The following is a 25,047-nucleotide window of genomic DNA, read 5'->3' as shown; positions in this document are numbered from 1 at the left end:
AGAGATTAAGTGTTGGGTAATCTTAACTCCTATATACTTAAGATGTTTTTAAAATATAACTTGATTATAGTATTTAAAGATATTGAAAATTGAGGTTTATATAGTAAATATTAATAAATACAATATGTATTTATTAATATTTAAGGATTTAAAAAGTAAGATTGCCACTTTACAATAATTAAATTTCAAGGAAATTTTATGAGTCATTATGTGATACCAAATTCTGTTTTAGAAAATGATTTTAATTTTTTAGTCAAAAGTTGGGAAGATTTTAAAAATAATAAGATTGATGAGGCAACTTTCAAAATTATCCGCGTATCTTATGGAATCTATGAACAAAGAGAAAAAAATACTTATATGGTTCGCATTAAAACTCACGGGGGACAAATTACACCCAAACAATTACTTGGGATTTCTAAACTAGCCCAAAATTATGCCAATCAGAACTTACATATCACCACAAGAGGAGGGATTCAGCTACATTATGTAGATTTTGAAAATCTCTGTGTTGTTACACAAAAATTACACAAACTAGGGCTTAGCGGGCGCGGAAGTGGGGGAAATTGTGTGCGTGGAATCGTAGGAGATGCACTCTCTGGAATTGCTAAAGATGATGTGTTTGATGTGCAACCCTATGCTAATGCCTTAACGAACAAAATGTTAACTCTAAAAGACTCTTTTAATCTGCCAAGGAAATTTAAAATTTCTTTTTCAAGCTCTAAAGCCGATAGAGCTACTGCAACAATTACCGATGTAGGTTTCATCGCCACTAAAAAAGGCAATAGAAAAGGCTTTATCGTCTATATTGCTGGGGGAATGGGGTCAAAAAGTCGTTTAGGGTATAAAATTTCAGACTTCTTACCTGCCAAAGAATGTTTCTCGTTTGCTCAAGCCGTAAAGCAAGTCTTTGATAAATATGGTAATAGAGAAAATAAGCATTCTGCAAGACTAAGATTCTTAGCCGATAAAATTGGCATTGAGGAGCTAACAAAACACATAGAGCAAGAAAAGCAATTGATTCAAGAATCACAAAAAGATTGGGAGATTAAAATCTCAAAATCCTCTATCAAACTCCCAAAACTAGAGCGCAAAGCTTTGCCAAAAATGACAAAAGAGGAAAAACTTTGGTGGAATCGCTTTGTGAGAGAGCAAAAGCAAAGCGGCTATTTTTATGCCAAAGTGCCGCTTACTCTAGGAGATATTCCCTACAAAAGTGCCGAAAAATTAGCTAACGCATTAAAGGGGGTAAATCCTCACTGCATTGCCTTTGGGCAAAATCAGAATCTTTATGTAAGAAATCTAAGTGCAGAGCAAATGCTAAAACTTTATCCAATTCTCACAGAATTTTCACCTCAAAGCAAACAAGCAACGATTTTTGGGGATATGGTTGCTTGCACGGGTGCGGCGACTTGTCAGCTTGGAATTGCGCGTCCTAGAGGAGCAGTGCTAAAGATTGAAAAGTATTTACTTCAATCAAAAATAGATTTGGACGCACTGCAAGACTTCAGGATTCAACTTTCTGGCTGTCCAAATTCTTGCGGTAACCATTTCACCGCAAATTTAGGATTCTTTGGCAAAATCCAACGACAAGGCGGAATCCCATACCCTGCTTATAATGTCGTAGCAGGAGGAATTGTAGAGGAGGGAAAAACAAGATTTGCTAAGAAAATCACACAAATTGCAGCTTTTTATCTGCCTGAATTTATCTATAAAGTCCTTACCCGATTCCTTGAAGTTAAAAAACAATTTAAAACCTTTGAAACTTGGGTGGATTCTAGTGGCGAGGAAGAAATTATAAAAATCGCAGAATCTTTTGCAAAAATCCCAGACTTTTCGGAGAATCCTAAGCCTTATTATGATTGGAGTAGCGAGGAATTGTTTTCTGTATCTTTAAAGAAAAATGGTATTGGAGAGGAAAATTAATGCAACATTCCTTTACGCTTCCTCTTGCATTAACACCTAAGAAAACATTATTAATTGGTGCTGGGAATGTTGCCAAACAGAAACATATTGCATTAAAAGAATCCAAATGGGAAGTCCAAATCATCGCAAGAGAAAGGAAAGATTCCTATTTTGAAAATTTCAATGTAGAAATTGGAGAAGTTCAAGATTCCGCCCTGCAATGCTTTGAGCTTGTAATTGATGCGAGTGGGGATGAAAAACTTGGCACATTTTTGTGGGAGAGGCGCAAAAAGTTTGGATATCTTTTAAATGTTGTGGATAATCCTAAGCTGTGTGATTTTTATTTTGGAGCAATTGCGCGTTATCAAGATTTAAGTGTGCTTGTAAGCACAAATGGCGCGAGTCCAATTCTCGCACAAAGCATAAGAGATAAAATTGCTAGAATTTTGCCAAACTCTCTTGAACCATTGGTAGCAAAACTCAAAAAAATGCGTCAAAATCTAGAAATAGACGAATCCAAAAAAGAACAAATCAAAACAGAATGTGAGGAATCTTTAGGCAAGGTTTTCATTATCGGCTGTGGTCCAAATAGTTTGCAAAGCCTAACTTTAAAAGCATTGGAGACTTTTGAAATTTTAGATGTGGCACTTTTGGATAACTTAATCGGTAAAGAGATTTGGAATCTCTTAGAGAATCTCGGTGTTACTTGCATTAGTGTAGGCAAACAAAAGGGCGAACAAAGCCATACACAAGAAACCATTAATGCGTTAATGCTAAAATACGCAAAAGAGGGCAAAAATGTCGGTAGATTAAAGGGTGGAGACCCAGTAATCTTTGGTAGAGTCTTTGAGGAGGGAATCTTTCTAAAGTCTCATAACATAGAGTTAGAATGTATTAGCGGGCTTAGCTCTAGCTTAAATGGGGCTTTAACAAGTGGAATCACGCCAACTTTGCGCGGAGTGAGTGCTGGAGTTTTAATTGTTTCTGCGCATTTAAGGGAGAGTGTTTTCCATACAGAGTGGCTACATTACCTTAAAGATTCTCCTTATACCCTCATCGTAATGATGGCTTATAGCTTTGCGGACAAAATCGTTTTAAATGCTAAAGGGCTTGAAATCCCGCTTTCACTTCCTGCGGCATTTATTTCCAAAGTGGATTCCAAAGAGCAAAAGTCTATCATTGGCACATTAGGGCAACTAGAACAAATGGCTAAACTTTGCGATAAACCTGCAATTTTAATCCTCGGTAAAGCAGTAGGAGAATGCCTCTGTATGCCCTTTGTGGGGCAAAGAATTATTTTATAAATATCAATCAATTTAAAAATTAAGGTTAAAAATGAAAAAAATAAAATGGTTAGCAAAAGAAGATAGTTGGGCTAATATTATTGGCTTATTTTTAGTGTTAGGCATTAGTGCTTTTTGGTTTTTTGATGGATTTTGGATAGCCAAAGTCTTCAATCTGAAATTCAGCTCTTGGAGTGGCACAAAGATAACAAACACCTTTAAAAATCTCTCTGTTTTAAACTTTATTGTCTTCTTTTGCTTTTTTGGAATTTGGTTTGGTATTGTTTCAAGGTTTTTAAGCAAGAATCTTTTAAACTTTATTTTTGGCTTTTGTATTTTGTTTGCCCTTAGTGTACTTGTATTTTTAATTAGCAACCACACAAGTGCGAAAGAATTGCAGTTAGAATCTCCCTTAATTGCGCTTCTACTTGGATTAGTTTTGGGTAATTTTGCAAATTTGCCCCGATGGTTTAAAGATTCCTTGCTTACAGAGTTTTATGTCAAAATTGGAATCGTTCTTATGGGTGCAACTCTGCCTTTAACCCTCTTAATTAGTGCGGGTGGAGTTGCGATTCTGCAAGCTTGTATCATTACGATTGTTACTTTTTGGACAATTTACTTTGCTGCAACAAAACTTTTCAAGCTAGATCCAAGCTTTGGCGCAACCTTAGGGGCGGGAGGCTCTATTTGTGGCGTAAGTGCAGCAATCGTGATTGGAAATGCCGCAAAAGCAAAACAAGAACATATCAGCCTTGCCATTAGCATTGTTGTTTTATGGGCTGTGGTAATGGTGATTTTACTACCTCTATTGTGTAAGGCATTAGGTTTAGATGCTGGAGTGGCTGGAGCTTGGATTGGCACTTCAGAGTTTGCAGATTCTGCGGGATTAGCCGCAGCACAATCCATTGGCAATGAACGCGCGATTGCAGCCTTTACACTCATTAAAGTAATTGGCAGAGATATGTTTGTAGGAATTTGGGCAGTGCTTGTAGCGTTTTTATCTGTCGCTGTATGGCACAAGCAAGAAAATACGCAAGTTGATATAGGAACGATTTGGGAGAGATTCCCAAAATTTATTTTAGGATTCCTTATTGCCTCTGTGCTGGTAAGTCTCTTTACCCTTAACCTAGACTCTGTAAGCAACCAACAATTCTCCAAAGAAGCACTGGGTTTGATTAAAACTTTGCGTAACTGGGTTTTCACTTGGACTTTTCTTTGCATTGGTTTAAACACGCAGTTTAAGAAAATTATTGCTGTGGGTTATAAACCCTTTGTGGCATTTACACTTGGAGTAATGGTGAATCTCCCACTTGGCTATCTACTCTCGTCTTATATTTTTGAGGATTTTTGGACAAACTTTATGCAATAAATTCAAGTTTAGTTATACCCTACAAGCCATCTCCAATACCATAAATACCACCACCATTGGTTTGGTTTTGGTGTGGGGCGAGAATCCCTCCTCTGCTCACTTAAAAACTTCCAAGTAAAATTATGAAGAAAAAGCTTTGAATACCCATATTCTGCACCATAAGTCTTGATTTCTTGCTTTTTGAGTTTATGCAACAAAAAGTTTTGTGTATCTCTACTTCGTTTTAATGTATGATAACTGCTTGTATCCATCTCGTTATTTGAAACAATGGTTCTAATGGCGCGATATTTTTTAGGTATATATTTTAGCCTTGAGCCACTCCATTTGTGAAGTTTGGCAAACATATCATCTTCTCTCCCCCAATTCCCAGAAAACTCCTCATCAACTCCAAAGAATCGCATAAATCTTGCGCGACTCATAAACCAAGCATTACAATGCCCACGCGCCCATTTTCCATTGATATCCAATCCCACTTTATAAATCATTCTCCCACAAGGCTTATGGTGTGCCATATATTCAAGCGTATCAGGCAATAAATAAAAATCAACATCGTTAATAAAAATATTATCGCTTAGCGCATAAGTAACACCCAAATTACGCGCACCAGCCATATTCCAAGGTATGTCCTCATTGATACGAATCCAACGCAAATTTAGATTAAACTTTGGAATCTCATAAGATATGGGAGAACCATCATCTACGATAACAAACATCACAACATCCAAAGTTTTAGGACAAAAAGTTTCATAGAACCTCAACATATCAATGACACAATTAATATTCTTATCATTGCAATAAAAATGTGTGATATAGGTTAATCTAATATGGGAATAATCTATGGAGTTTCTGCTAAATAATTGGGGGGGGGGGGCAACAAATCTTTATCATTTGCGTTATGGGACATTATTCCTCCTTAAATGCAAAAAATTTTCAAATAATACACAAAATATAAGAAAACTTCAAGCTTAACCCCAAAGCAAACTTTTATTCAAAATCCCCAAATTCCAATGCCTTGCCCCGATATAAATCACGACTTGCATATTTGCCTATGACTTGTTTTAAATATTTTGGTGCGATTCCATATCCCGGGCGAATAGAACGCACGGATTCCGTAGTAATCTTCTCACCTTTAGAAATATCTTTTACCACATATAAAGAGCGCATAAATGCTCTACCCTCTTTAGACTTTTCACTTAATTCATAGGTTGGAATGCCCAGCAATTCTTCTACCTCTCGCACCGCCTTTGCCATTTGAGAAAATTCCTTAGGTTCAAGACTAAATGCACTATCCACACCACCTAGTTTGCGACTTAGTATAAAATGCTTTTCAATCACTTTTGCGCCAAGCGTTGCAGCAACAATCGGCGCAATGATTCCTAAAGTATGATCCGATAGCCCAACTTCCACTCCAAAATCCTGCTTTAGCTTTGAAATTAGACTAAGATTCGCACTATTAAGCGGTGCAGGATAGGAGCTTGTGCATTGCAAAAGCGTAATATCTGCATTGCCCACTTGTTTGCACACATCAATTGCCTCTTGAATCTCCTCTTTGGTTGCGATTCCCTTTGATAGAATCATTGGTTTGCCCAAACGCGCCATATAGGAGATTAATTCCAAATCCACAATCTCAAAAGATGCTACCTTATAAATAGGATTCCCCAAACTCTCCAAAAAATCCACACCTTCCTTACTAAATGGGCTAGAAAAACAGATAAGTCCAAGCTCGTGCGCATAAGCAAAGAGGTCTTTATGCCATTCCCAAGGTGTCATTGCTTCTTGATATAAGTCATAAAACTTTCTACCCTCCCATAGAGTGCCTTGTATGCGAAAATCCTTCAAATCGCAATCCAACGTCAAGCAATCTGGCATATAAGTTTGTAATTTGATAGCATCTGCGCCAGAATCTTTAGCAGCTTTAATGGTTTGTAGAGCTAAAGTTTTATCTTGATTGTGATTTGCAGAGAGTTCAGCAACTAAAAAGATTCTATCCTTTCGCATATCCATATCCTTAAAAATTGGTAAATTTTGCCTAAGATTATATCGGAAAAAATATCTTAATTTAAAGCCAAATGCAATAAATTATAGAAAGATGAAATTTGGAATCACAAAGAAAAATTCAGTGGTTTAAAATAATTCATCAGATAAAAAGAAAGAATGAAGATAAAAGTGGCTCCGGATGTAGGATTCGAACCTACGACCAAGCGGTTAACAGCCGCCTACTCTACCGCTGAGCTAATCCGGAATAAAGCTCATAAAAAATGAGGTGTAATTATATAGTAATTCTTAATTAATGTCAAGAAATCTTGGTTATACTCTAAAAATATCTTGTAAATTTAAACTTAAAAATACTACAATCTTTTTCCAAAATTTAATATTCCAAAATACAGGTGGTTTTATGGGACGAGCATTTGAATACCGAAGAGCAAGCAAAGAAAAGCGATGGGATAAAATGTCAAAACTTTTTCCAAAATTGGGCAAAGCCATTAGCATTGCAGTTAAAGAAGGTGGCAGTGGCGACCCGGAGATGAACTCTAAGCTTCGCACAGCAATTATGGCTGCTAAAGCGCAAAATATGCCAAAAGATAATATTGAAGCAGCAATTAAACGTGCTTTGGGAAAAGATGGAATCCAAATCACAGAAGTAAATTATGAGATTAAAGCTCCTTATGGCGCACTATTTTTCGTAGAATGCGCGACAGATAATACCACACGCACCGTAGCGAATCTCAAAAGCTATGCAAACAAACTAGGAGGGCAAATGCTTACTAATAATTCTTTAGAATTTATGTTTGCGCGTAAAGCACATTTTGAAATCAATAAAACAACAGCTGGGGATTTAGAAGAACTAGAATTAACCTTGATTGATGCGGGATTAGATTCTATGGAGATAGAAGAAGAAATCGTCCATATTTATGGAGATTATACAAGTTTTGGCACACTCGCAAATGCGCTAGAAGAGCTTAAGCTAGAAGTTAAAAAAGCTGCACTAGAACGTATTGCAACCAATCCGATTGAGTTTAGCGAAGAACAATTAATAGAGATTGAGAAATTGCTAGATAAAATTGAAGAGGATGATGATGTGCAAGCAGTATTTACTAATATTGCTTGAATTGAATTCCATATTGAACTTAAAAATCTAAATGTGACAAAATCACATAATTTTTGAGTGCTTTGTATTTTTTAAGCAAATTTATTTCAGAATTATCATTTTAAATTTTTAACCATTAAAGGAGCAATAATGTTAGAAAAATTAACTAAAGCTAATTTTGAAAATGCGATTAAAGAAGGGGTTTGCTTTGTTGCAATCGGGGCGCCGTGGTGTCCAGATTGTCGTAAGATTGAACCGATTATCGGAATGCTTATGCAAGAATATAGCTCACAAGTGAAGTTTTTTGCCATAATGGCGGATGAGGAAGAAGCACTGAAGGATTCTTTAAATGTCCGCAGAATCCCTACATTGATTTTTTACAAAAATGGCATGGAAGTAGGCGAAAGATTAGTTGAACCAAACTCCAAACCACTCATTGAAGAAGCTATCAAAACTGCTTTAAATGCTTAAATCTATCTAAATATTTTGCGATTCTTAAGAATCGCAAAAACCCTAATAATATTTTTATTATTCTATGACTAATCATAAGGTTACATTTTGCATTTTGAACGAATTACTTTAAATTTCTTTATTCAAAATCTCTTATTTTACCTACAAATAAGCAGTTTTAAGCTAGAATAAAAAGACTATCTTATAATTTTGTAAGGATAACAAATGCAAAATCCACATTCTAAAAGCGGTTTTGTTAAAATTCTTGGGCTTGCCCTATTAGTTATCACCATTTTATGTGGAATCTTTATGCTTAGTTCTGATTCCTTTGAAAAAGAATCTCCCACAATTCATCTAAAAAGCACTTCTTGGAATCTCAAGGGCACATTCCCTATTGAAATTAGCGACAATGCAGGAATTAAAAGTTATAAAGTCGTGCTAATAGACAATGGACAAAAAATCCCGCTTGATGCACAAAACCTCACCAAACAAAACACAACTTGTATGGCAACAAACGCCAATATTGCACCTTTAACGCAAAACATCACGGCGCAATCCCCTATTAAAAGCTTGTGTATCGGCATACAAAAACCCCAAAACATTAAACTTAATGGACAATCACTCTTGCTTGAGATTAGCGCAACAGATACGAGTAAATGGAATTTTTTTAAAGGTAACACAACTACAGAACAATTTAATATTCAAATTGATACAAAAAAACCGCAACTTGCCATTATCGCAAATTCTTACAAAATCACGCAAGGTGGCAGTGCTTTAGTCATATTTAAAGCGGAAGATGAAAACCTAAGAAGCGTAAAGATTAATAACGGCAACTTAGACTTTACCCCTCAACCTTTTTACAAAGAGGGATTCTATATTTCTCTACTTGCTTGGTCTAAACTCCACAATGATTTTAATGCCAAAATTATTGCGGAAGATAATGCAGGCAATGTTAGCATTACACCCATTAATTACTTTAAACAAAAGAAGCAATATCGTGATTCTACGATTCCATTAACCGATACATTCATTGAGGGTAAAATTTCTAGCCTTGTGGAAGAAATTGGAGAAAGAAATTTAGAAGATTTTGAAAATAAACTTGCAATTTTTCGCTATATTAATGAGGAGGTGCGTGAAAAAACTTTCAATCGTATTTTAAGTGCTTCGTCCTTTGTGGATACAGAATCTCTAATAGAGGATTTTTTTATTGAAGCGTTTGCCCCTCTAAAAAATGGTGCAGTAATGGCAAGTTTTGGCGACCATCGCACTTTTACCTATCAAGGAGAAAATGTCAGTGAATCCAATCATATGGGATTAGACCTTGCAAGCATTAAACAAGCACCTGTAATTTTAAATAATGCAGGCATTGTTACGCTCAATGAATTTGTGGGTATTGATGGCAACGCACTTGTGATTTATCACGGACTTGGACTTTCTACTTTATATGCGCATTTAACAAGCACAGAAGTTAATGTGGGAGATTCGTTGGAAAAAGGCGCGATAGTTGCAAATACAGGAAATACTGGATTAGCGCTAGGCGACCATTTACATTTTAGTGTTTTAGTGCAAGGCTATGAAGTTTGGAATGCAGAATGGATGGATTCTGCTTGGATTAAAACAAATATTACAAACATCATCGCACAAGCTAAAGACATTATTAATCAACTCTAAAAGGCTATAATAATGGTCCAAGCAAGGCAAAAAAACTTTCGCGCATTCGTCTTTACACAAGGCAATGCACAAGAAACTATTGCTTATATTGAAAAAAATTTCATTTTATTAAAAGATTTTTTAATGGTTTTTACTTATCCTATTCATCAAGTGGCTTCTACTGATGATTCTTTGCTTTATAATTATCTTGTTTCTAAAAACCTAAATTTCATAGAATCAACAGAAATAAAACAAGGAGAGATAAATGGGCAAATCCGCTTGAGCTTAGAGAATCCCAAAACCCAGCCTATGATTCCTCCCAACATAGAATCTAATTTGGCATCGCAAAATAGAGAGACAAAAGATGCTCAAACACAATCCACACTTGTTTTACATCGCACGATTCGCAGTGGCGAGGAAATCATATCACAAGGAGATTTGACAATTTTTGGACGCATTAATAGTGGCGCATATATCCAAAGTGAAGGTAATGTGCAAATTTTTGGTGAGATTAATGGTAATGTATTTTGCAACGGAGACTATATGCTTTTAGGCAAAGTAGGTGAAGGCAATATTCTTTTTAATGGAGAAATTTTAGATAAAGAATTGTTGCAACACAATCAAAACAAAATTTATAAAACACAAAATGGAACCATGATAGAGGAACTACAATGAAACAGCAAACAATTGCAAAAAAGGTAGAATTAGTCGGAATCGGTTTGCACAAAGGCGTGCCTGTGAAAATGACTTTAGAGCCAATGGACGAGAATTGCGGTATTCATTTCTATCGTAGTGATGTGGGCGTGAATATTCCTTTAAATCCTGAAAATGTTGTAGATACTACAATGGCAACTGTGATTGCAAAGGAAAAATACAAAATTTCTACGATTGAACATCTTCTCTCTGCGATTCACGCTTATGGGATTGATAACTTAAGAATCATATTAGACAATGAAGAAGTGCCAATTATGGACGGAAGCAGTATTGGATATTGTATGCTCCTTGAAGAAGCGGGCATCACCAAGCAATCCTCTCCCAAAAAAATCCTAAAAATCAAATCCCCTATTGAAGTAAAAGAAGGGGATAAGTTCGTGCGATTTGAACCTAGCAATGAATGTATTTTTGATTTTTCTATCCATTTTCCCCACCCAGTTATTGGCACACAATCCTATAAATTCCAATTTTCTACTAAAAACTATAAAGAAGAAATTGCACGCGCTAGAACCTTTGGCTTTTTAAGCGAAGTGCAATATTTGCGTTCCATTGGACTTGCGCTTGGCGGCTCATTAGACAATGCTATCGTGCTAGATGATAATACAATCTTAAATAAAGAAGGTTTGCGTTACAAAGAGGAATTTGTCCGACACAAGATTCTTGATGCCATCGGAGATATGTCTTTACTTGGGATTCCATTGCTTGGTGCGTATGTTTCTTATGCGGGTAGCCACAAGCTTAATCATTTGCTGACTAAAAAACTTTTTGAAAATCGCAATGCCTATGAGATTTTAGAAAGTGAGGAATCTCAAAACATTTATGAATATGCCCTAGAAAATGCGTAAAATTTTAATTCTACCCAATCTCACAGGCAACCCTACATTACTAGGTATCTATGCTAAAGCAGAAGAACAATGGAATCTCATAGAATCTCGCCAAATCCAAAATCCTCTAAGTGATAATTTGGTGCCGTTGTTTATGGAGTTACGCCAACAAGGAATTATTTTTGATAGTTTATATTTTGTGCGCGGTCCGGGTAGCTTTATGGCTTTGAAGCTCATTTATCTCTTTGCCAAAACCTTAGAAATTGCACAAAACATAAAACTCTATGCTACACACGCATTTCATTTTAATGGAAATTCCCCGATTAAAGCCTATGGAAACTGTTATTTTATTAAAGAAAATATGAAAAGAGAGGGTGCAACCTCAAAAGAACAAAATTCAAAAGTTCAAACATTAGAGGAGGAAGCCAAAGAAATCGGAATCACCTTGCAAAGATTTGATACACCACCTCCGATTCAGCCTTTTGTCTTGCCTTCTGTTTTAGAACCTATGCTTTTTAATACACAATTAAAACCCCTCTATCTACTTCCTCCTGTTTAAAGGCAACTGATGTCTATTGCACACGACAATAAGCCAAATAATTGTTTGGTAAATTTTAAAAAAAAGCCAAAAATTAGCTTACAACGTCAAGCAACTATTGTCTCAAGCTTTACCGCTTTTATCCTCATTGTTGTGAAATTTGTTGTTGGAATCTTAAGTGGTTCAGTGGCGATTTTGGCTAGTGCCATTGATTCTTTGCTAGACTTATCTGCTTCACTCTTTAATCTCTATGCAGTTACAAAAGCTGAAAAACCTGCGGATTCTGATTTTAATTATGGCAGAGGCAAAATAGAATCCCTTGCTGCAGTAATTGAAGGCAGTGTGATTCTAGTTTCTGGCATTTTTATTCTTTATCAGTCTTTTAAAAAGCTTATTTTCGGCGGTGAACTAGCTCATCTTGATTATTCACTTTATGTAATGATTTTTTCACTGATTTTAACAACTGCACTTGTTCTTTATCTAAGCTACATTGCCAAAAAAAGCAATAATCTAGTTATTAAAGCCGATGCATTACATTATAAAACAGATATTTTAAGCAATATGGCTGTGTTAGTGGCACTAATTTTAATCCAATGGACGAATTTTCACGCTATTGACGCAATTTTTGGAATTGGGATTGGAATCTATGTAGCACACTCTGCCTTTGGATTGCTCCAAGAAGGTATATTTATCTTGCTAGATAAGGCATTAGATGAAAACAAAATAAACTCTATCAAACAAATCCTAGCTAAAGCCCCACAAGTGCAAAGCTATCACGATTTAAAGACGCGCCAAAGTGGGGAAACTAATTTTGTAGAGGTCCATCTAGTCTTTAGCCCCAATATCTCCTTGTTAGAAGCACACAAGGTTGCAGATTCTATTGAATGTGCCATTTACAATCTAGAGGGAAAGTGGGAAATCATTACACATCTTGACCCTTATGATGATGAAGGAGTAGTATGCAGTATTTATTAGACTTTTTGCAAACAAACCCCATTAATAAAACAAAAATTTATCCCTTTTTAAAATGCAATCAAAAAGAAGCGCTTATCTTGCGTCATTTATGTGCAGAAATCTTAAAGGGCAATGATGAAAATATTTGCTTAGATATTATTAATGTGCTTTTTATCCCACAAGATGAAGTAGCAACTTTAGAATACCTGCCTTATTTTAAAAATCTTTTAGAATTAGGTTGGATTAACCAACAAAACTTTTTGAAAAATTTGAATCAAGAAGTCATTTTGCTAGAGCTGTTAAATACTGCTTTTGGTTTAAGCTCCAGCTTTTTAAAATTACTTGAAGAGGGCGGGATCAATCCTAAGCTCCCAAAAATTGCCCCCTACAATGACCACTTAGAATACCTCAAAGACCAGTTTCTATCTATTGAATTACTTCATAGCTTAAGTCCGCATAAAAAGGACCACCACACCTCACCTCTACTTAACAAAGGTATGCAAAAGTTTCAGCTACTTCAGCAAAGAATTAACGAGCGTTTAGATTTGACAAAAGAAAAGTTGAACTTGGAAATTTTATTTAAAGAAAACAACCTCAATACGCAAGAAAAAATTATTTTTGTCGCTCTTTTGCGCGAAGAATATTTAGGTAAAGAAAGTGAGGGGAGGGAACTAAATACTTTAATTAATCTTGTGAGCCTCAACGATTATGATAGAATGAAAAATCGCACACTTTTAGACGATAGAAGTCGTTTAGTAGAAAAAGGATTGGTAGATTATGATGAAATTCTAAGCCCTTTTGGTGGAATTAATCGCACCTTTTTTATCCCAGATGCGATTCTTAAACGAATCACGCATCCGCAAAATCAAAGTAAAAAAGAACGTATTAGTTTAAAATCTCTTGTTTTAGAGCAAGAAATTTTTGAATTTTTACACCCTAAAGTGCCATTAAGTGAAGTTGTCTTAAGCCAAAGTACAAAATCAACGCTTGAAACATTACTCAAACAAATGGATTCCAAAGTCTTGCAACATTTAAAAGATTGGGGAATCAAAGATAAAAAACGTGGCATTGATGCGAAAGTTATCTTTTATGGTGCCGCAGGGACAGGCAAAACACTCACGGCTTTAGCCCTTGCTAAATCTCTTAAAAAACCTGTTTTAAGCTTTGACTGCTCTAAAATTCTTTCTATGTATGTTGGTGAGAGCGAAAAGAATGTTCGCAAAATTTTTGAATCTTATAAAGAATTATCTGCTAAGAGTAAGCAAACACCCATTTTATTGCTAGATGAAGCAGACCAATTCTTAAGCACACGCACAACAAATGGAAGTGGAGCGGACAAAATGCATAATCAAATGCAAAATATTTTTTTAGAACAAATTGAACGATTTGATGGAATCCTAATTGCGACTACCAACTTACTGGAAACGCTTGATACTGCTTTCTCAAGAAGGTTTAATTATAAAATTGAATTTAAAAAACCAAATTTTGATGAACGCATAAAACTTTGGGAAAAGTTACTTCCTAAAAATGCTCCTTTTGAAAAAAACTTCAATATCAAAAAACTAGCTGAATTTGCCTTAAGTGGCGGACAAATTGCTCTTATAGTAAAAAATACTGCTTACAATATTGCAAGTCTTTCCAAACCACAATTCAGCACACAAAGCTTTTTAGATGAAATTAAGCGAGAATTGAATTCTAACTTTGATGGAGGGCGAGAAATGGGATTCCATACTTAATTTTTCTTTTTTCCTCGTGTGTATTTGCCCTACTTGTTCTCTTTATCTTTATGCTCTCCCTTTACAAACCATCAATAGAATTTGTGTCTCTTTCATCGTAAAAATTATTTAGAGAGTTCATTCCAAAATGCCCTTTTAACCTAATTAAAAGTTACAGATTCTCAACAAAAACATTTATTTTCTCAAAAGCCTTTATTTTTCGCCCTTTATTCTGCTAAGATATACTTTAAAAATTTTAGGTGGTTTTATGACAAGATTTTCCAAAGTAGGATTTGTATTATCTACGGCAGGTAGCGCTATTGGGCTCGGTGGAATTTGGGGATTCCCTTATTTAGTAGGACAAAACGGAGGTTTTGCATTTGTTCTCGTTTTTGTGTTAGCATTTTTATTTTTTGGCATAAGCGTATTCATTGTAGAAATGCTTTTTGGAAAAGCGAGTGGTCAAAATAGTGTCAGCACTTTTGAATCTTTTGCGCCCAAAAACTTAAAGTTTTTAAAATATGGTGGATTTATGGTGATTTCTGGAGTATTAATCTTTGCCTTTTATGTCGTTGTTTTAGGCTGGTTAGTGCATTATATGTTTTTAAGCATTATTGGAATGCCTAAGACTTTAGAAGCCACACAAGACTTATGGGGGGGGTTTGTCAGCAATCAAATCTTGTGGCAAATGCTATGGCATTTCCTAGTTGTAGCACTTTGTGCATATGTTTTAAATCGTGGCGTAAAGGCTGGGATTGAAAAACTAAATCTTGTTTTAATGCCCTTGCTTTTATTCATTTTTCTAGGATTACTTGCCTACTCTATGTTACAAGATTCCTTTATAGATTCTTTTAAATTCCTCTTTAGTCCAAACTTTGAAAAAATCAACTCTGAAGTGATTATTCGTGCAATTGGACAGGCTTTCTTCTCACTTTCTCTAGGTGTAGGTGTAATTTTAACTTATTCTAACTCTATGCCTAGACACGGAAACTCTGTCCGCTTTGCCATCATCATTGCTTTGCTAAACTTTTTCTTCTGTCTTATAGCTGGTTTAGTGATTTTTACCTTTATCTTTGGCTATGGTGCAGAACCTACAGAAGGTGTAGGGTTAGTCTTTATTTCTTTACCATTGATTTTTGCTAATATGGGCATCAGCGGACAAATGATTGCATTTTTATTTTTTGTTTCTTTGATTTTTGCAGGCGTTACCTCTGCGGTTTCTATGTTAGAACCACTCAATAGTTACCTCATTGAACGTTTCTGTATGAAACGATACAAAGCAAATTTTATCAGCGTAATTAGTGCTTATTTATTAGGTATCATTGCATTGCTTAGCAATACAGCTAACTTTTCAGCAGATTTGACTTTCTTTGGCAAGAATCTTTTTGATTGGCTAGTCTATTGCACTAGCTCTTTTATGCTCCCATTGGCAGGAGTTTTTATGTGTTTTTTTATGGGTTGGATTCTCCCAAAAGAACGCGTGTATGCAATGCTTGAAGGAAATCTCACAGGGATATACTTTAGAGTTTGGTATTTCGTAATTCGCTTCATTGCCCCGCTTGGAATCCTTGCTGCAATGATAAATCTCATTTAATCTCACAAGAAAGAAAAATTAACAAAGGATAAATTACAAGGGATTCAAAAATTTACCGATGAATAGATTCAATCTCTATTTATCAACAAAAGAATCCCGAAAGATTATAGAAAAAGGACAAGCAAGTCCGCTTTTATACTCCAAGCATTCGCAAAATTAATTGGGCTAGCCAATTAGATAGCGTGCCATTTCAAGTATCAATGATTTTTCTCAACCTTGCTTCCTCGTATTTTAAAATCCAAAATCATTTTAAAATTTTCAAGATTCAAAAGGATTAAATATTCTTGAATCTAGCTCCTTTTTAAACCTTTGCACAACATTTGAAATTTTAAGAAAATGTTTTATATAATCTCACTTTGGCTTAAGGATTAAGCAAACAGCTCTTCTTCTACTTAACTTTCTTAGCTGTCATTATCTATTTAGGAGTTTTTATGAAATTGGCAATTTTTCCTATTTTGGCGGGAATTGCGCTTGGAATTTTAGCACCTGTTTTGGTGTATTTAGGAAATCCGGGCAATATGGGAATGTGTGCAGCGTGCTTTACGCGAGATATTGCAGGAGCATTAAATTTACACCAAGCAGGAATTGTGCAATATATTCGCCCTGAAATCATCGGATTAATCTTTGGCGCATTGTTAGCTTCTTTTTTATTTCGTGAATTTCGTCCGCGCACAGGCAGTGCACCTATCGTGCGGTTTGGACTTGGAATCTTTGCGATGATTGGAGCATTAGTCTTTTTGGGTTGTCCTTGGAGAATGTGGCTAAGACTTAGTGCGGGAGACTGGACTGCGATTGCAGGCGTATTTGGACTAATCTTTGGAATCCTCATTGGAATCTTTTTTTTAAAACGTGGATTTTCACTTGGCAGAAATCGCCCAACAAGCAAAATTATAGGACTTATATTTCCAATTTTCACACTTATTTTGCTTGGGCTTTTGACTTGGGGAATTACGGGAGAAAACACACCAATTAAATTTTCTAGCAAAGGTCCAGGTTCAATGCACGCACCACTCATCATTTCACTTGTTGTAGGATTATTCTTAGGTGTCCTTTTTCAAAAAAGCCGATTTTGTATGATAGCGGCAGTGCGAGATACAATTATAATGCGTGATACGCATATCTTGCAAGGCGTAATTGCACTCGTTGTGTTTGCGTTTTTGACCAATCTTGCATTTGGTTTTTTTAATCCCGGATTTACAGGACAACCCATTGCACACAACGATACACTTTGGAATTTCTTGGGAATGGCGTTAGCTGGAATCGCATTTACCCTTGCAGGAGGTTGTCCGGGCAGACAACTTATTCTTGCTGGTGAGGGAGATGGGGACGCAGCGGTTTTTGTGCTTGGATTACTTGTTGGAGCAGCTTTTGCACATAATTTTGGACTTGCAAGCTCTCCTGCTGGGATTGGTGCCAATGCACCAATGGCAGTAGCCATCGGATTCATATTCTGTCTGCTTGTCGCAATCTTTGCTAGAGAAAAAAGGAGTTAAAAATGGTGGAACTTGATGTGAGAGGACTTAGTTGCCCAGAACCTGTGCTAAACCTCAAACCTCTACTAGATAGAGGCGAAAATGAAATTAGGGTGCTTTGCAGTTGTGGTGCAAGCAGTGATAATATCCGCAGACTCGCTAAAAATAGCGGATATAATGTGGAGAGCGAAACGCAAGAGGACGAGGATTTGGAGTTTATTCTAAAAAAGCTTTAAGGCTCCAAAACATTTAGAATCGCAACATAGCTAGAATCTTTGCAGTTCTTTACCTATCCTTGCGAAGTTTTACTAGAAATCTGATAGGATTATAGATTAGCTTTAGTTTTCCTCGCAATGACACAACGGAATTTCAAATAGGGATTCTATATTATGGTTACTTTATCTCTTGCTTCGCATTCCTCATAAAATAATGCAAAAATAAAGGAAATTCTATGCAAAGCAAAAATACTTCAAAATATATTTACTTAGACAATGCCGCGACCACTTTCCCCAAAGCACCGGGTGTGAAAGAAGCCATCAATGGGTTTTTAGAAAATATAGGAGCGAGTGCTGGACGAAGTGGGCATTCTCTCTCCATAGAATCTGGTAGAATCCTTTATCAAACGCGCAAGACTTTAGCAAACTTAGTGGGTTTAAAAGACTGCAAACGTATTCTTTTCACCCTAAATGCTACAATGGCAATCAATACCCTTTTGCAAGGTTTTTTGAAAGAAAGAGACATTGTAGTCGTTACACAAATGGAACATAATGCGATTAAACGCCCTCTTAATGCCCTTAAAGAACGTCTAAAACTAGAAGTGCGCACAATTCCTTGTAACTCTATGCACGAAGTAGATTTAAAGGGCGCCAAAGCAATGCTAAAGGGGGCGAAGCTCTTAGCGTGTGCGCATATTAATAATGTCAGTGGTGCGATGATTCCACTAGAGGAATTTGCAGCATTAGCCAAAGCACAAAAGGTGGCTTTTTTACTTGATGGCGCACAGAGTGTCGGCTATGTAGAAATGAATGAAGTAATGCACCAAGTAGATTTTCTTGCTTTAAGTGCGCATAAAGGCTTACTTGCGCCAATGGGAGTGGGCGCATTAGTCGTTGCAGACCACTTTGATATAGAGAGGATAGAACCGCTTATTTTTGGTGGCACAGGGAGCTTGAGTGAAGAGGAGATTCAGCCTCTTTTTCTGCCCGATAGGTTTGAAAGTGGCACACCAAATATGCACGGAATCTCTGGGCTTCAAGCTAGCCTAGAATGGATTAAAAACAAAGGAGTAGAAAATATCCACAGACACGAATTAGATTTAAGAGAACAACTCATTGCTGGATTAAGCGGAATCCTAAATCTTAAGATTTATCATACCAAAGGGCGTAGCGGTGGAACACTCTCTGTGGATATTCCTAGTTACACCCTTTCAGAGATTGGGGAGATTTTGGATAGCAGATATGGAATCTGTGTGCGTGTGGGATTGCATTGCTCTCCATCAAGCCACCAAAGCTTAGGTTCTTTTGTGCGTGGAGGCACAATTCGCCTAAGCCCGGGCGCATTTACAACAAAAGAGGAAATAGACTTTACAATCAATGCCTTACGAGAGATTGCGGAGCATAGGAGGTAAAAATGATAAAGGGTTATATTTTAGTTTTTACTACTTCTAGCGCGTTTGAAAGTGAGGCAATCTTGAAAGATCTAGGAATTACAATTAAGCTTGTGCCAACACCGCGCGAATTTTCAAGCGATTGTGGAATCGCAGTGTATTTTGAAGCAGAAAATGAAGCAGAATTTAACAAAATCAAAACCACATTGAATACACAAAACATTGAATGCGAAATCAAAACAAATCTAAAATAAATTTTTCCTTAAGATTCTACTCGTAAAATGCTCTTTGCTTTATTCGTTTGTATTAGCTTATTCTACCGTTACACTTTTTGCCAAATTTCTTGGCATATCCACATCATTGCCCAATCTTACTGCTACTTCAAGTGCAAAAACCTGCAAAACAACCATCATTGCAAAAAACTCTACCATATAATGCGAATATTTTGGAATCGCAATCCAATCATCACACCCCTCATAATATTCCGCACTTAAAGCACAAATCATCGCATCACGCGCACTTAACTCCTCTACATTACTCTTTATTTTATCATACAAAAGGTTCTGCGGCATTAGTGCGACACAAAATAATCCCAAATCCGCTAATGCAATCGGTCCGTGTTTCATCTCTCCACTTGGATAACCCTCTGCGTGCAGATAACTAATCTCTTTAAGTTTCAATGCTCCCTCTAAAGCTAAAGGATAAAAAATATCTCGCCCAATAAAAAAGAATCCGTGTCCGTGCAAATATCTACGCGAGAGTCGCTTAATATGCTCGTGTGCTTTTCTATCTACTTTGGTTGCTCGCACTGCTTCTAGCATTGTTTTTGTTTCTTGCTGGATTGCCTCTTTGTTTAAGATTCCGCATTTTTGTGCGATAAAATTTGCTAGAATCCATAGCACCATTACCTGTGTGGCAAAAGCTTTGGTGCTTGCTACTCCTTTTTCAATCCCCGCTCGTGTCAGCAAATGAAAATCACTTTGACGCACAATAGAGCTATTCTCTACATTACAGATTCCAAGTGTTTTCAAGCCACTTTTTTTAGCCAATTTCAAAGCCTCCAAAGTATCCGCCGTCTCGCCACTTTGAGAAATCACAACAAAAAGTTCTTTTGGGTGCAAAATAGGCTCTTTGTAACGAAACTCACTTGCAATTTCTACTTTAGTTTTCAACTTCGCAATGCGTTCAATCAAGTAACTTCCCGCAATAGCCGCGTGATAACTTGTGCCACAAGCACAAAGCGTGATAGAATCCACACGGCTTAAATCTAGCGCGCTCAATTCCTCCAAGCTAAAATTATCCTCGCTCACGCGCCCCATCATCGTTTCTAGCAAAACCTTGTGTTGTTCGTAAATTTCTTTTTCCATAAAGAAAGTAAAGCCATCTTTTTGCGCTGAAAGTTTATCTCCACTAAGTGGTTTTGTGTTTGGTAAAGTATGGAATCCTCCAGATTCTATGGCTCCAACTACGCCATCTTCTAGGTAGCAAACCTCCTCTGCAAGCCCAATCAAGGGAGCGTCTGATGAAGCAAAATAAATTGCCTCTGCGCCCTTGCTATCCTTTCCTCTGCCGATAATGAGAGGCGAACCATTTTTGGCATAATAAATCGTATCGGGCGATTTTTGTGTAATTAATAGAATCGCATAAGCACCTTTTAACTCGGAAATTGTGCGCTTAAAAGCTTCAAATGGATTTTTGAGATTTTCCAAATACGATTCAAACAAATGCACAATCACTTCGGTGTCTGTCTGTGAGATGAAGCTTCTACCTTGCTGTTGTAGGGATTCCTTAATGCTTTGATAATTTTCAATGATTCCATTATGCACGACATTGCTAAACTTACCAAAATGCGGGTGCGCATTCACTTCTGTTGGCTTGCCGTGTGTTGCCCAACGCGTATGCCCGATTCCTAAACCAAATCCGCTAGAATGGAATCCCTCGCATTTGCGTTCTAAATTTATCAACTTGCCTACAGACTTAAATGTGCTTAACTCGCCCTCACTTAACACAGAGATTCCTGCAGAATCATAGCCACGATATTCTAATTCTTTTAAGCCGTTTAATAAAATAGATTTTTTTTCGTCATTGCCAATATAACCGATAATTCCACACATTGTTCGCTCCTAAAATGATTTTTTATTTTGGCATAAAATATGTAAAGAAATAGTAAATGAATCCAATTTTTAGCAACTTAATGATAGAATCTAAAGGTTATTTTTATTTAAGGTTTAGAGATGCAAATTTATTTTTTTACCGGTGCGGCTGGCTATATTGGCTCACATACAGCGTATTATTTTTTGAAAAATAGTGATTGTAGGATTGTTATTTTTGATAATCTAAGTAGCGGATTTAAAGAAAATATAGATTTTTTAGAACGCACCTTTCCTCAAAGGATAGAATTTATACAAGGAGATTTAGAAGATTTAGATTCTTTAGATAAGGCACTAAGTGCTTATCCTTACGATGCTATTATTCATTTTGCCGCAAGCCTCATTGTGCAAGAATCTGTGCAAAATCCGCTCAAATACTTTAAAAACAATGTTGCCAATACAATCAATCTTTTGCAAATTGCACAAAAGTTTGCCATCAACCGATTTCTCTTTAGCTCTACTGCCGCAGTCTATGGCGAGCCAAAGGAGTATTCTCCTATTCAAGAAAGCACGATTCCAAACCCTATCAATCCTTATGGAGAATCCAAGCTAATGATTGAGAAGATTTTGCGCGCTTTGGAAGTTGCAAATCCGAATTTCAAAAGCGTGATTCTACGCTATTTTAATGTCGCAGGTGCATTAATGGAGCAACAGGGGGCTTTAGGGCAAAGGGGTAAAATGGCTACGCATTTAATCAAAGTTGCCTGTGAGTGCGCGTGTGGCAAACGCGAAACAATGCAAATCTTTGGGGAGGATTATGAGACACAAGATGGCACTTGTATTCGGGATTATATCCATATTGATGACTTAGCAAGCGCTCACTTCTTCGCCTTGCAGTCTCTACTAGAGACACAAACTTCGGAAGTTTATAATGTCGGCTATGCGCAAGGATTTAGCGTTAAGGAAGTGATTGATTGTGTAAAAAAAGTAAGTGGCAAGAATTTCATCGTAGAATCTGCTCCAAGGAGAAGGGGAGACCCAAGCATTCTAGTCAGTGATAATCATAAAATCTTAACCAATACTCAATGGAAACCTCAATTTAACAACATAGAAACTATCTGCAAAAGTGCGTATTTGTGGGAAACAAGCCTAGAGTAACGCTTCATTACTAGGATTTACATAACATTACTGCAATATTTGACTCTCTGGCTCACGAATATTTTAGTGGCAGATTAAAAGGGGATAATCTTAAATCAAGACTTCTCCACATATAAACATCAAGCAAAATATCCTCATTATAACGGATAATCAATATTGGCTTTTTATATATTTTACTAAATTCCTATTCATAACAAAACTTGCGACATCATAGTCTCAAGCATTTGTTTCGTAAATTGTATCAAAAACTTGTATAAGTTTATTATTGCTTTGATCTGGTTGGATATTTTTATTAAAGCAGTCTCGCCTTTGAGTAAAGCGATTTCGCGTATTGAATTTTGATTTTAGGACTCTATTATATCTAGTTTAGAAGAGATTTTATCTAAATAAAAGTCCCTCCCTCACGTTCTTTTTTGGTAATTCTCAAAGTCTTAATAAATTCATTCTCCCTTATTGTCGGCTTATCCAACTCTAAAAATAGTTGGAATCATAATATTAGCCGTTTCTTTTCTCCATAATTTCTTTAGAAATATTATTTGGGACTTCACCATAATGGTCAAATTCCATTGTATAAGTCCCGCGCCCTTGTGTCGCTGAACGCAAATCCGTAGAATAACCAAACATTTCCGCTAGAGGAACGAACGCATTGACGATTTTCAAGCCCATTCTATCGTCCATAGAGTTAATTTGTCCACGTCTGCGATTCAAATCACCAATCACATCACCCATATACTCTTCAGGCACTTCTACTTCTACTTTCATCATTGGTTCTAACAAAACTGCACCTGCTTTGCGACAAGCGTCTTTAAATGCCATAGAACCCGCAATTTTAAATGCCATTTCAGAAGAATCCACATCGTGATAACTTCCATCATATAAGGTAACCTTGAAATCCACCACAGGATAACCTGCTAATACGCCATTTTGCATAGATTCTTGAATCCCTTTATCTACCGCTGGAATATATTCTTTTGGAATTACACCGCCACTAATATTATTGACAAATTCATAACCTTTACCCGGCTCTTGTGGTTCAACTCTAATAAAGACGTGTCCATATTGTCCACGCCCACCAGATTGCTTAGCATATTTACATTCTTGCTCCACACTTTGACGAATCGTCTCACGAAAAGCAACTTGCGGTTGTCCAACTTCTGCCTCTACTTTAAATTCTCTTTTCAATCTATCTACAATAATCTCTAAGTGAAGCTCACCCATTCCAGAAATAATAGTTTGTCCAGATTCTTCATCTGTATGCACCTTAAAGCTTGGATCTTCTTCGGCAAGTTTTGCTAAAGCTAGAGCCATTTTCTCTTGGTCTGCTTTTGTCTTTGGTTCAACAGCAATAGAAATAACAGGATCCGGGAATTCCATTCTCTCTAGGACAACAGCCTCTTTTTCCGAACAAAGCGTATCCCCTGTTAAAGTCTCTTTTAAGCCTACGAAAGCACAAATTTCACCCGCATAGACTTCTTTAATATCTTCTCGCTTATTAGAGTGCATTTTAAGCAATCTTCCTACTCGTTCCTTTTTACCTTTAGTAGAGTTAAGGACATAGCTTCCAGATTCCAAACTCCCTCGATAAACGCGTACAAAAGTTAATTGTCCTACAAATGGGTCTGTCATAATCTTAAACGCTAAACCAGCAAACTCGCCATTATCCGTAGATTTAACAAAAACTTCTTTTTCTTCATCTTTTGGATCTACTCCACGAATGTCTGCAACTTCTGTTGGAGCAGGCAGGTATTCTACTACTGCATCAAGAAGGGTTTGAACCCCTTTGTTTTTAAAGCTTGAGCCACAAAGCATTGGAATAATCTCCATTGCGAGACAACCCTTTTTAATCCCTGCTTTAATTTCCTCAATAGTTAAAGCTTCCCCACCTAAATACTTCTCCATTGTTGCCTCATCTTGTTCTGCAACAGATTCTAATAATTTCTCACGATATTCTTCTGCTTTTTCGACTAAATCTGCTGGAATCTCTTCAATATCGTATTTCGCTCCCATTGATTCATCATTCCAGACAATCGCTTTCATCGTAATTAAATCTACAACTCCCCTGAAGTTATCCTCTGCACCAATAGGAATCACGAGTGGCACGGGCTTAGCCTTTAGTCTTGTAGCAATTTGAGATTCTACATTATAGAAATTCGCACCAATTCTATCCATTTTATTAACAAATACAATTCTAGGAACTCCATATTTATTTGCTTGACGCCAAACGGTTTCACTTTGAGGTTGCACCCCTCCTACGGAGCAAAACACTGCTACTGCACCATCTAAGACACGCATAGAACGTTCAACTTCAATTGTAAAATCTACGTGTCCGGGAGTGTCAATTAAGTTGATCTGATAATCTTTCCAAAAACAAGTGGTTGCAGCAGAAGTAATCGTGATTCCACGCTCTCTTTCTTGTTCCATCCAGTCCATTGTTGCTGCGCCATCATGCACTTCACCAATTTTATGGCTGACACCGGTATAAAACAAAATTCTTTCTGAAGTTGTTGTCTTACCCGCATCAATGTGTGCAGCAATACCAATATTTCTAATTTTATTTAATGGGGTTTTTCTTGCCATTTTTAATCCTTATGCAAAGATAATTTGAGATTTGAATGTAGTAGAATTTTAAGGAATCTAAAT

22 protein-coding genes and 1 tRNA gene are annotated in these 25,047 nt (G+C 36.6%); 18 read left to right on the top strand and 5 right to left on the bottom strand.

What is annotated here, in order from left to right:
* Window positions 1-198: 198 nt before the first annotated feature.
* From Q0Y61_RS02545 to Q0Y61_RS02535, 3 genes are read left to right on the top strand one after another with little or no spacing between them, the layout of a single operon-like run.
* Entirely contained in the window at window positions 199-1,923 is a 1,725-nt protein-coding gene (locus tag Q0Y61_RS02545) for a nitrite/sulfite reductase (protein WP_297810845.1), read from the top strand.
* The gene (locus tag Q0Y61_RS02540) at window positions 1,923-3,206 is read left to right on the top strand and encodes an SAM-dependent methyltransferase (RefSeq protein WP_297810842.1); all 1,284 of its coding nucleotides are present in this window, start codon (window positions 1,923-1,925) and stop codon (window positions 3,204-3,206) included. The genes Q0Y61_RS02545 and Q0Y61_RS02540 overlap by 1 nt, the downstream gene beginning before the upstream one ends.
* 31 nt (window positions 3,207-3,237) lie before the next feature.
* Window positions 3,238-4,554 (top strand): putative sulfate exporter family transporter, encoded by a 1,317-nt coding sequence (locus tag Q0Y61_RS02535; protein ID WP_297810839.1) that lies wholly within the window; start codon window positions 3,238-3,240, stop codon window positions 4,552-4,554.
* An 8-nt stretch (window positions 4,555-4,562) separates the two neighbouring features.
* Here the strand turns inward: Q0Y61_RS02535 and Q0Y61_RS02530 are convergent, their stop codons facing one another.
* Window positions 4,563-5,393 carry a glycosyltransferase family A protein gene (locus tag Q0Y61_RS02530; protein ID WP_297810863.1) on the bottom strand — a complete coding sequence of 277 codons (831 nt, stop codon included), beginning with the start codon at window positions 5,391-5,393 and terminating at the stop codon, window positions 4,563-4,565.
* Here Q0Y61_RS02530 and Q0Y61_RS02525 point away from each other — a divergent pair.
* Window positions 5,392-5,523: a hypothetical protein gene (locus tag Q0Y61_RS02525; protein WP_297810837.1), complete on the top strand. Its 132-nt coding sequence runs from the start codon at window positions 5,392-5,394 to the stop codon at window positions 5,521-5,523. The genes Q0Y61_RS02530 and Q0Y61_RS02525 overlap by 2 nt on opposite strands.
* 15 nt (window positions 5,524-5,538) lie before the next feature.
* Here the strand turns inward: Q0Y61_RS02525 and pseI are convergent, their stop codons facing one another.
* Window positions 5,539-6,552: a pseudaminic acid synthase gene (gene pseI, locus Q0Y61_RS02520; RefSeq protein WP_297810834.1), complete on the bottom strand. Its 1,014-nt coding sequence runs from the start codon at window positions 6,550-6,552 to the stop codon at window positions 5,539-5,541.
* Window positions 6,553-6,721: 169 nt separating this feature from the next.
* A tRNA-Asn gene (locus Q0Y61_RS02515) sits at window positions 6,722-6,796 on the bottom strand.
* Window positions 6,797-6,949: 153 nt separating this feature from the next.
* Between Q0Y61_RS02515 and Q0Y61_RS02510 the strand changes: the two genes are divergently transcribed.
* The 13 genes from Q0Y61_RS02510 to Q0Y61_RS02450 all read left to right on the top strand — a co-directional run bounded on the left by Q0Y61_RS02510 (window position 6,950) and on the right by Q0Y61_RS02450 (window position 19,413).
* On the top strand, window positions 6,950-7,663 hold the full coding sequence (locus Q0Y61_RS02510; RefSeq protein ID WP_297810831.1) for a YebC/PmpR family DNA-binding transcriptional regulator: 714 nt from the start codon (window positions 6,950-6,952) through the stop codon (window positions 7,661-7,663).
* Between the two features lie 114 nt (window positions 7,664-7,777).
* Window positions 7,778-8,113 (top strand): thioredoxin family protein, encoded by a 336-nt coding sequence (locus Q0Y61_RS02505; protein WP_297810860.1) that lies wholly within the window; start codon window positions 7,778-7,780, stop codon window positions 8,111-8,113.
* Between the two features lie 204 nt (window positions 8,114-8,317).
* Entirely contained in the window at window positions 8,318-9,763 is a 1,446-nt protein-coding gene (locus tag Q0Y61_RS02500; protein ID WP_297810829.1) for a M23 family metallopeptidase, read from the top strand.
* A 12-nt stretch (window positions 9,764-9,775) separates the two neighbouring features.
* The gene (locus tag Q0Y61_RS02495) at window positions 9,776-10,417 is read left to right on the top strand and encodes a septum site-determining protein MinC (RefSeq protein ID WP_297810826.1); all 642 of its coding nucleotides are present in this window, start codon (window positions 9,776-9,778) and stop codon (window positions 10,415-10,417) included.
* A complete protein-coding gene (gene lpxC / locus Q0Y61_RS02490) occupies window positions 10,414-11,301 on the top strand; it encodes a UDP-3-O-acyl-N-acetylglucosamine deacetylase (protein ID WP_297810823.1) in 888 nt (295 codons plus the stop codon). The genes Q0Y61_RS02495 and lpxC overlap by 4 nt, the downstream gene beginning before the upstream one ends.
* On the top strand, window positions 11,294-11,839 hold the full coding sequence (locus tag Q0Y61_RS02485) for a hypothetical protein (RefSeq protein ID WP_297810820.1): 546 nt from the start codon (window positions 11,294-11,296) through the stop codon (window positions 11,837-11,839). Before lpxC ends, Q0Y61_RS02485 begins: the two co-directional genes overlap by 8 nt.
* 72 nt (window positions 11,840-11,911) lie before the next feature.
* On the top strand, window positions 11,912-12,793 hold the full coding sequence (locus tag Q0Y61_RS02480; RefSeq protein WP_297810857.1) for a cation diffusion facilitator family transporter: 882 nt from the start codon (window positions 11,912-11,914) through the stop codon (window positions 12,791-12,793).
* Complete coding sequence (locus Q0Y61_RS02475) at window positions 12,778-14,508, top strand: ATP-binding protein (protein ID WP_297810818.1); 1,731 nt, start codon at window positions 12,778-12,780, stop codon at window positions 14,506-14,508. Before Q0Y61_RS02480 ends, Q0Y61_RS02475 begins: the two co-directional genes overlap by 16 nt.
* Before the next feature lie 247 nt (window positions 14,509-14,755).
* Window positions 14,756-16,081, top strand: a complete 1,326-nt coding sequence (locus Q0Y61_RS02470; protein ID WP_297810814.1) for a sodium-dependent transporter — start codon at window positions 14,756-14,758, stop codon at window positions 16,079-16,081.
* Window positions 16,082-16,512: 431 nt separating this feature from the next.
* A complete protein-coding gene (gene yedE, locus Q0Y61_RS02465; protein ID WP_297810811.1) occupies window positions 16,513-17,574 on the top strand; it encodes a YedE family putative selenium transporter in 1,062 nt (353 codons plus the stop codon).
* 2 nt (window positions 17,575-17,576) lie between these two features.
* Complete coding sequence (locus tag Q0Y61_RS02460; RefSeq protein ID WP_297810808.1) at window positions 17,577-17,789, top strand: sulfurtransferase TusA family protein; 213 nt, start codon at window positions 17,577-17,579, stop codon at window positions 17,787-17,789.
* Between the two features lie 215 nt (window positions 17,790-18,004).
* The gene (locus Q0Y61_RS02455) at window positions 18,005-19,180 is read left to right on the top strand and encodes an aminotransferase class V-fold PLP-dependent enzyme (RefSeq protein ID WP_297810805.1); all 1,176 of its coding nucleotides are present in this window, start codon (window positions 18,005-18,007) and stop codon (window positions 19,178-19,180) included.
* Between the two features lie 2 nt (window positions 19,181-19,182).
* Entirely contained in the window at window positions 19,183-19,413 is a 231-nt protein-coding gene (locus Q0Y61_RS02450; protein ID WP_297810802.1) for a DUF3343 domain-containing protein, read from the top strand.
* Between the two features lie 57 nt (window positions 19,414-19,470).
* Here Q0Y61_RS02450 and glmS read toward each other — a convergent pair whose 3' ends face one another.
* Window positions 19,471-21,273, bottom strand: coding sequence for a glutamine--fructose-6-phosphate transaminase (isomerizing) (gene glmS, locus Q0Y61_RS02445; protein ID WP_297810799.1), 1,803 nt, complete (start codon window positions 21,271-21,273; stop codon window positions 19,471-19,473).
* 120 nt (window positions 21,274-21,393) lie between these two features.
* Here glmS and galE point away from each other — a divergent pair, with 120 nt between their 5' ends.
* Complete coding sequence (gene galE / locus Q0Y61_RS02440) at window positions 21,394-22,407, top strand: UDP-glucose 4-epimerase GalE (protein ID WP_297810796.1); 1,014 nt, start codon at window positions 21,394-21,396, stop codon at window positions 22,405-22,407.
* 495 nt (window positions 22,408-22,902) lie between these two features.
* On the opposite strand, the gene fusA is transcribed toward galE, so the two are convergent.
* Window positions 22,903-24,984 (bottom strand): elongation factor G, encoded by a 2,082-nt coding sequence (gene fusA / locus Q0Y61_RS02435; RefSeq protein WP_297810792.1) that lies wholly within the window; start codon window positions 24,982-24,984, stop codon window positions 22,903-22,905.
* Between the last annotated feature and the right edge of the window lie 63 nt (window positions 24,985-25,047).

Origin of the sequence: uncultured Helicobacter sp. (genome assembly GCF_947367035.1) — a bacterium.
Lineage (GTDB): Bacteria > Campylobacterota > Campylobacteria > Campylobacterales > Helicobacteraceae > Helicobacter_D.
This window is presented reverse-complemented; position numbering and strand designations above follow the sequence as displayed.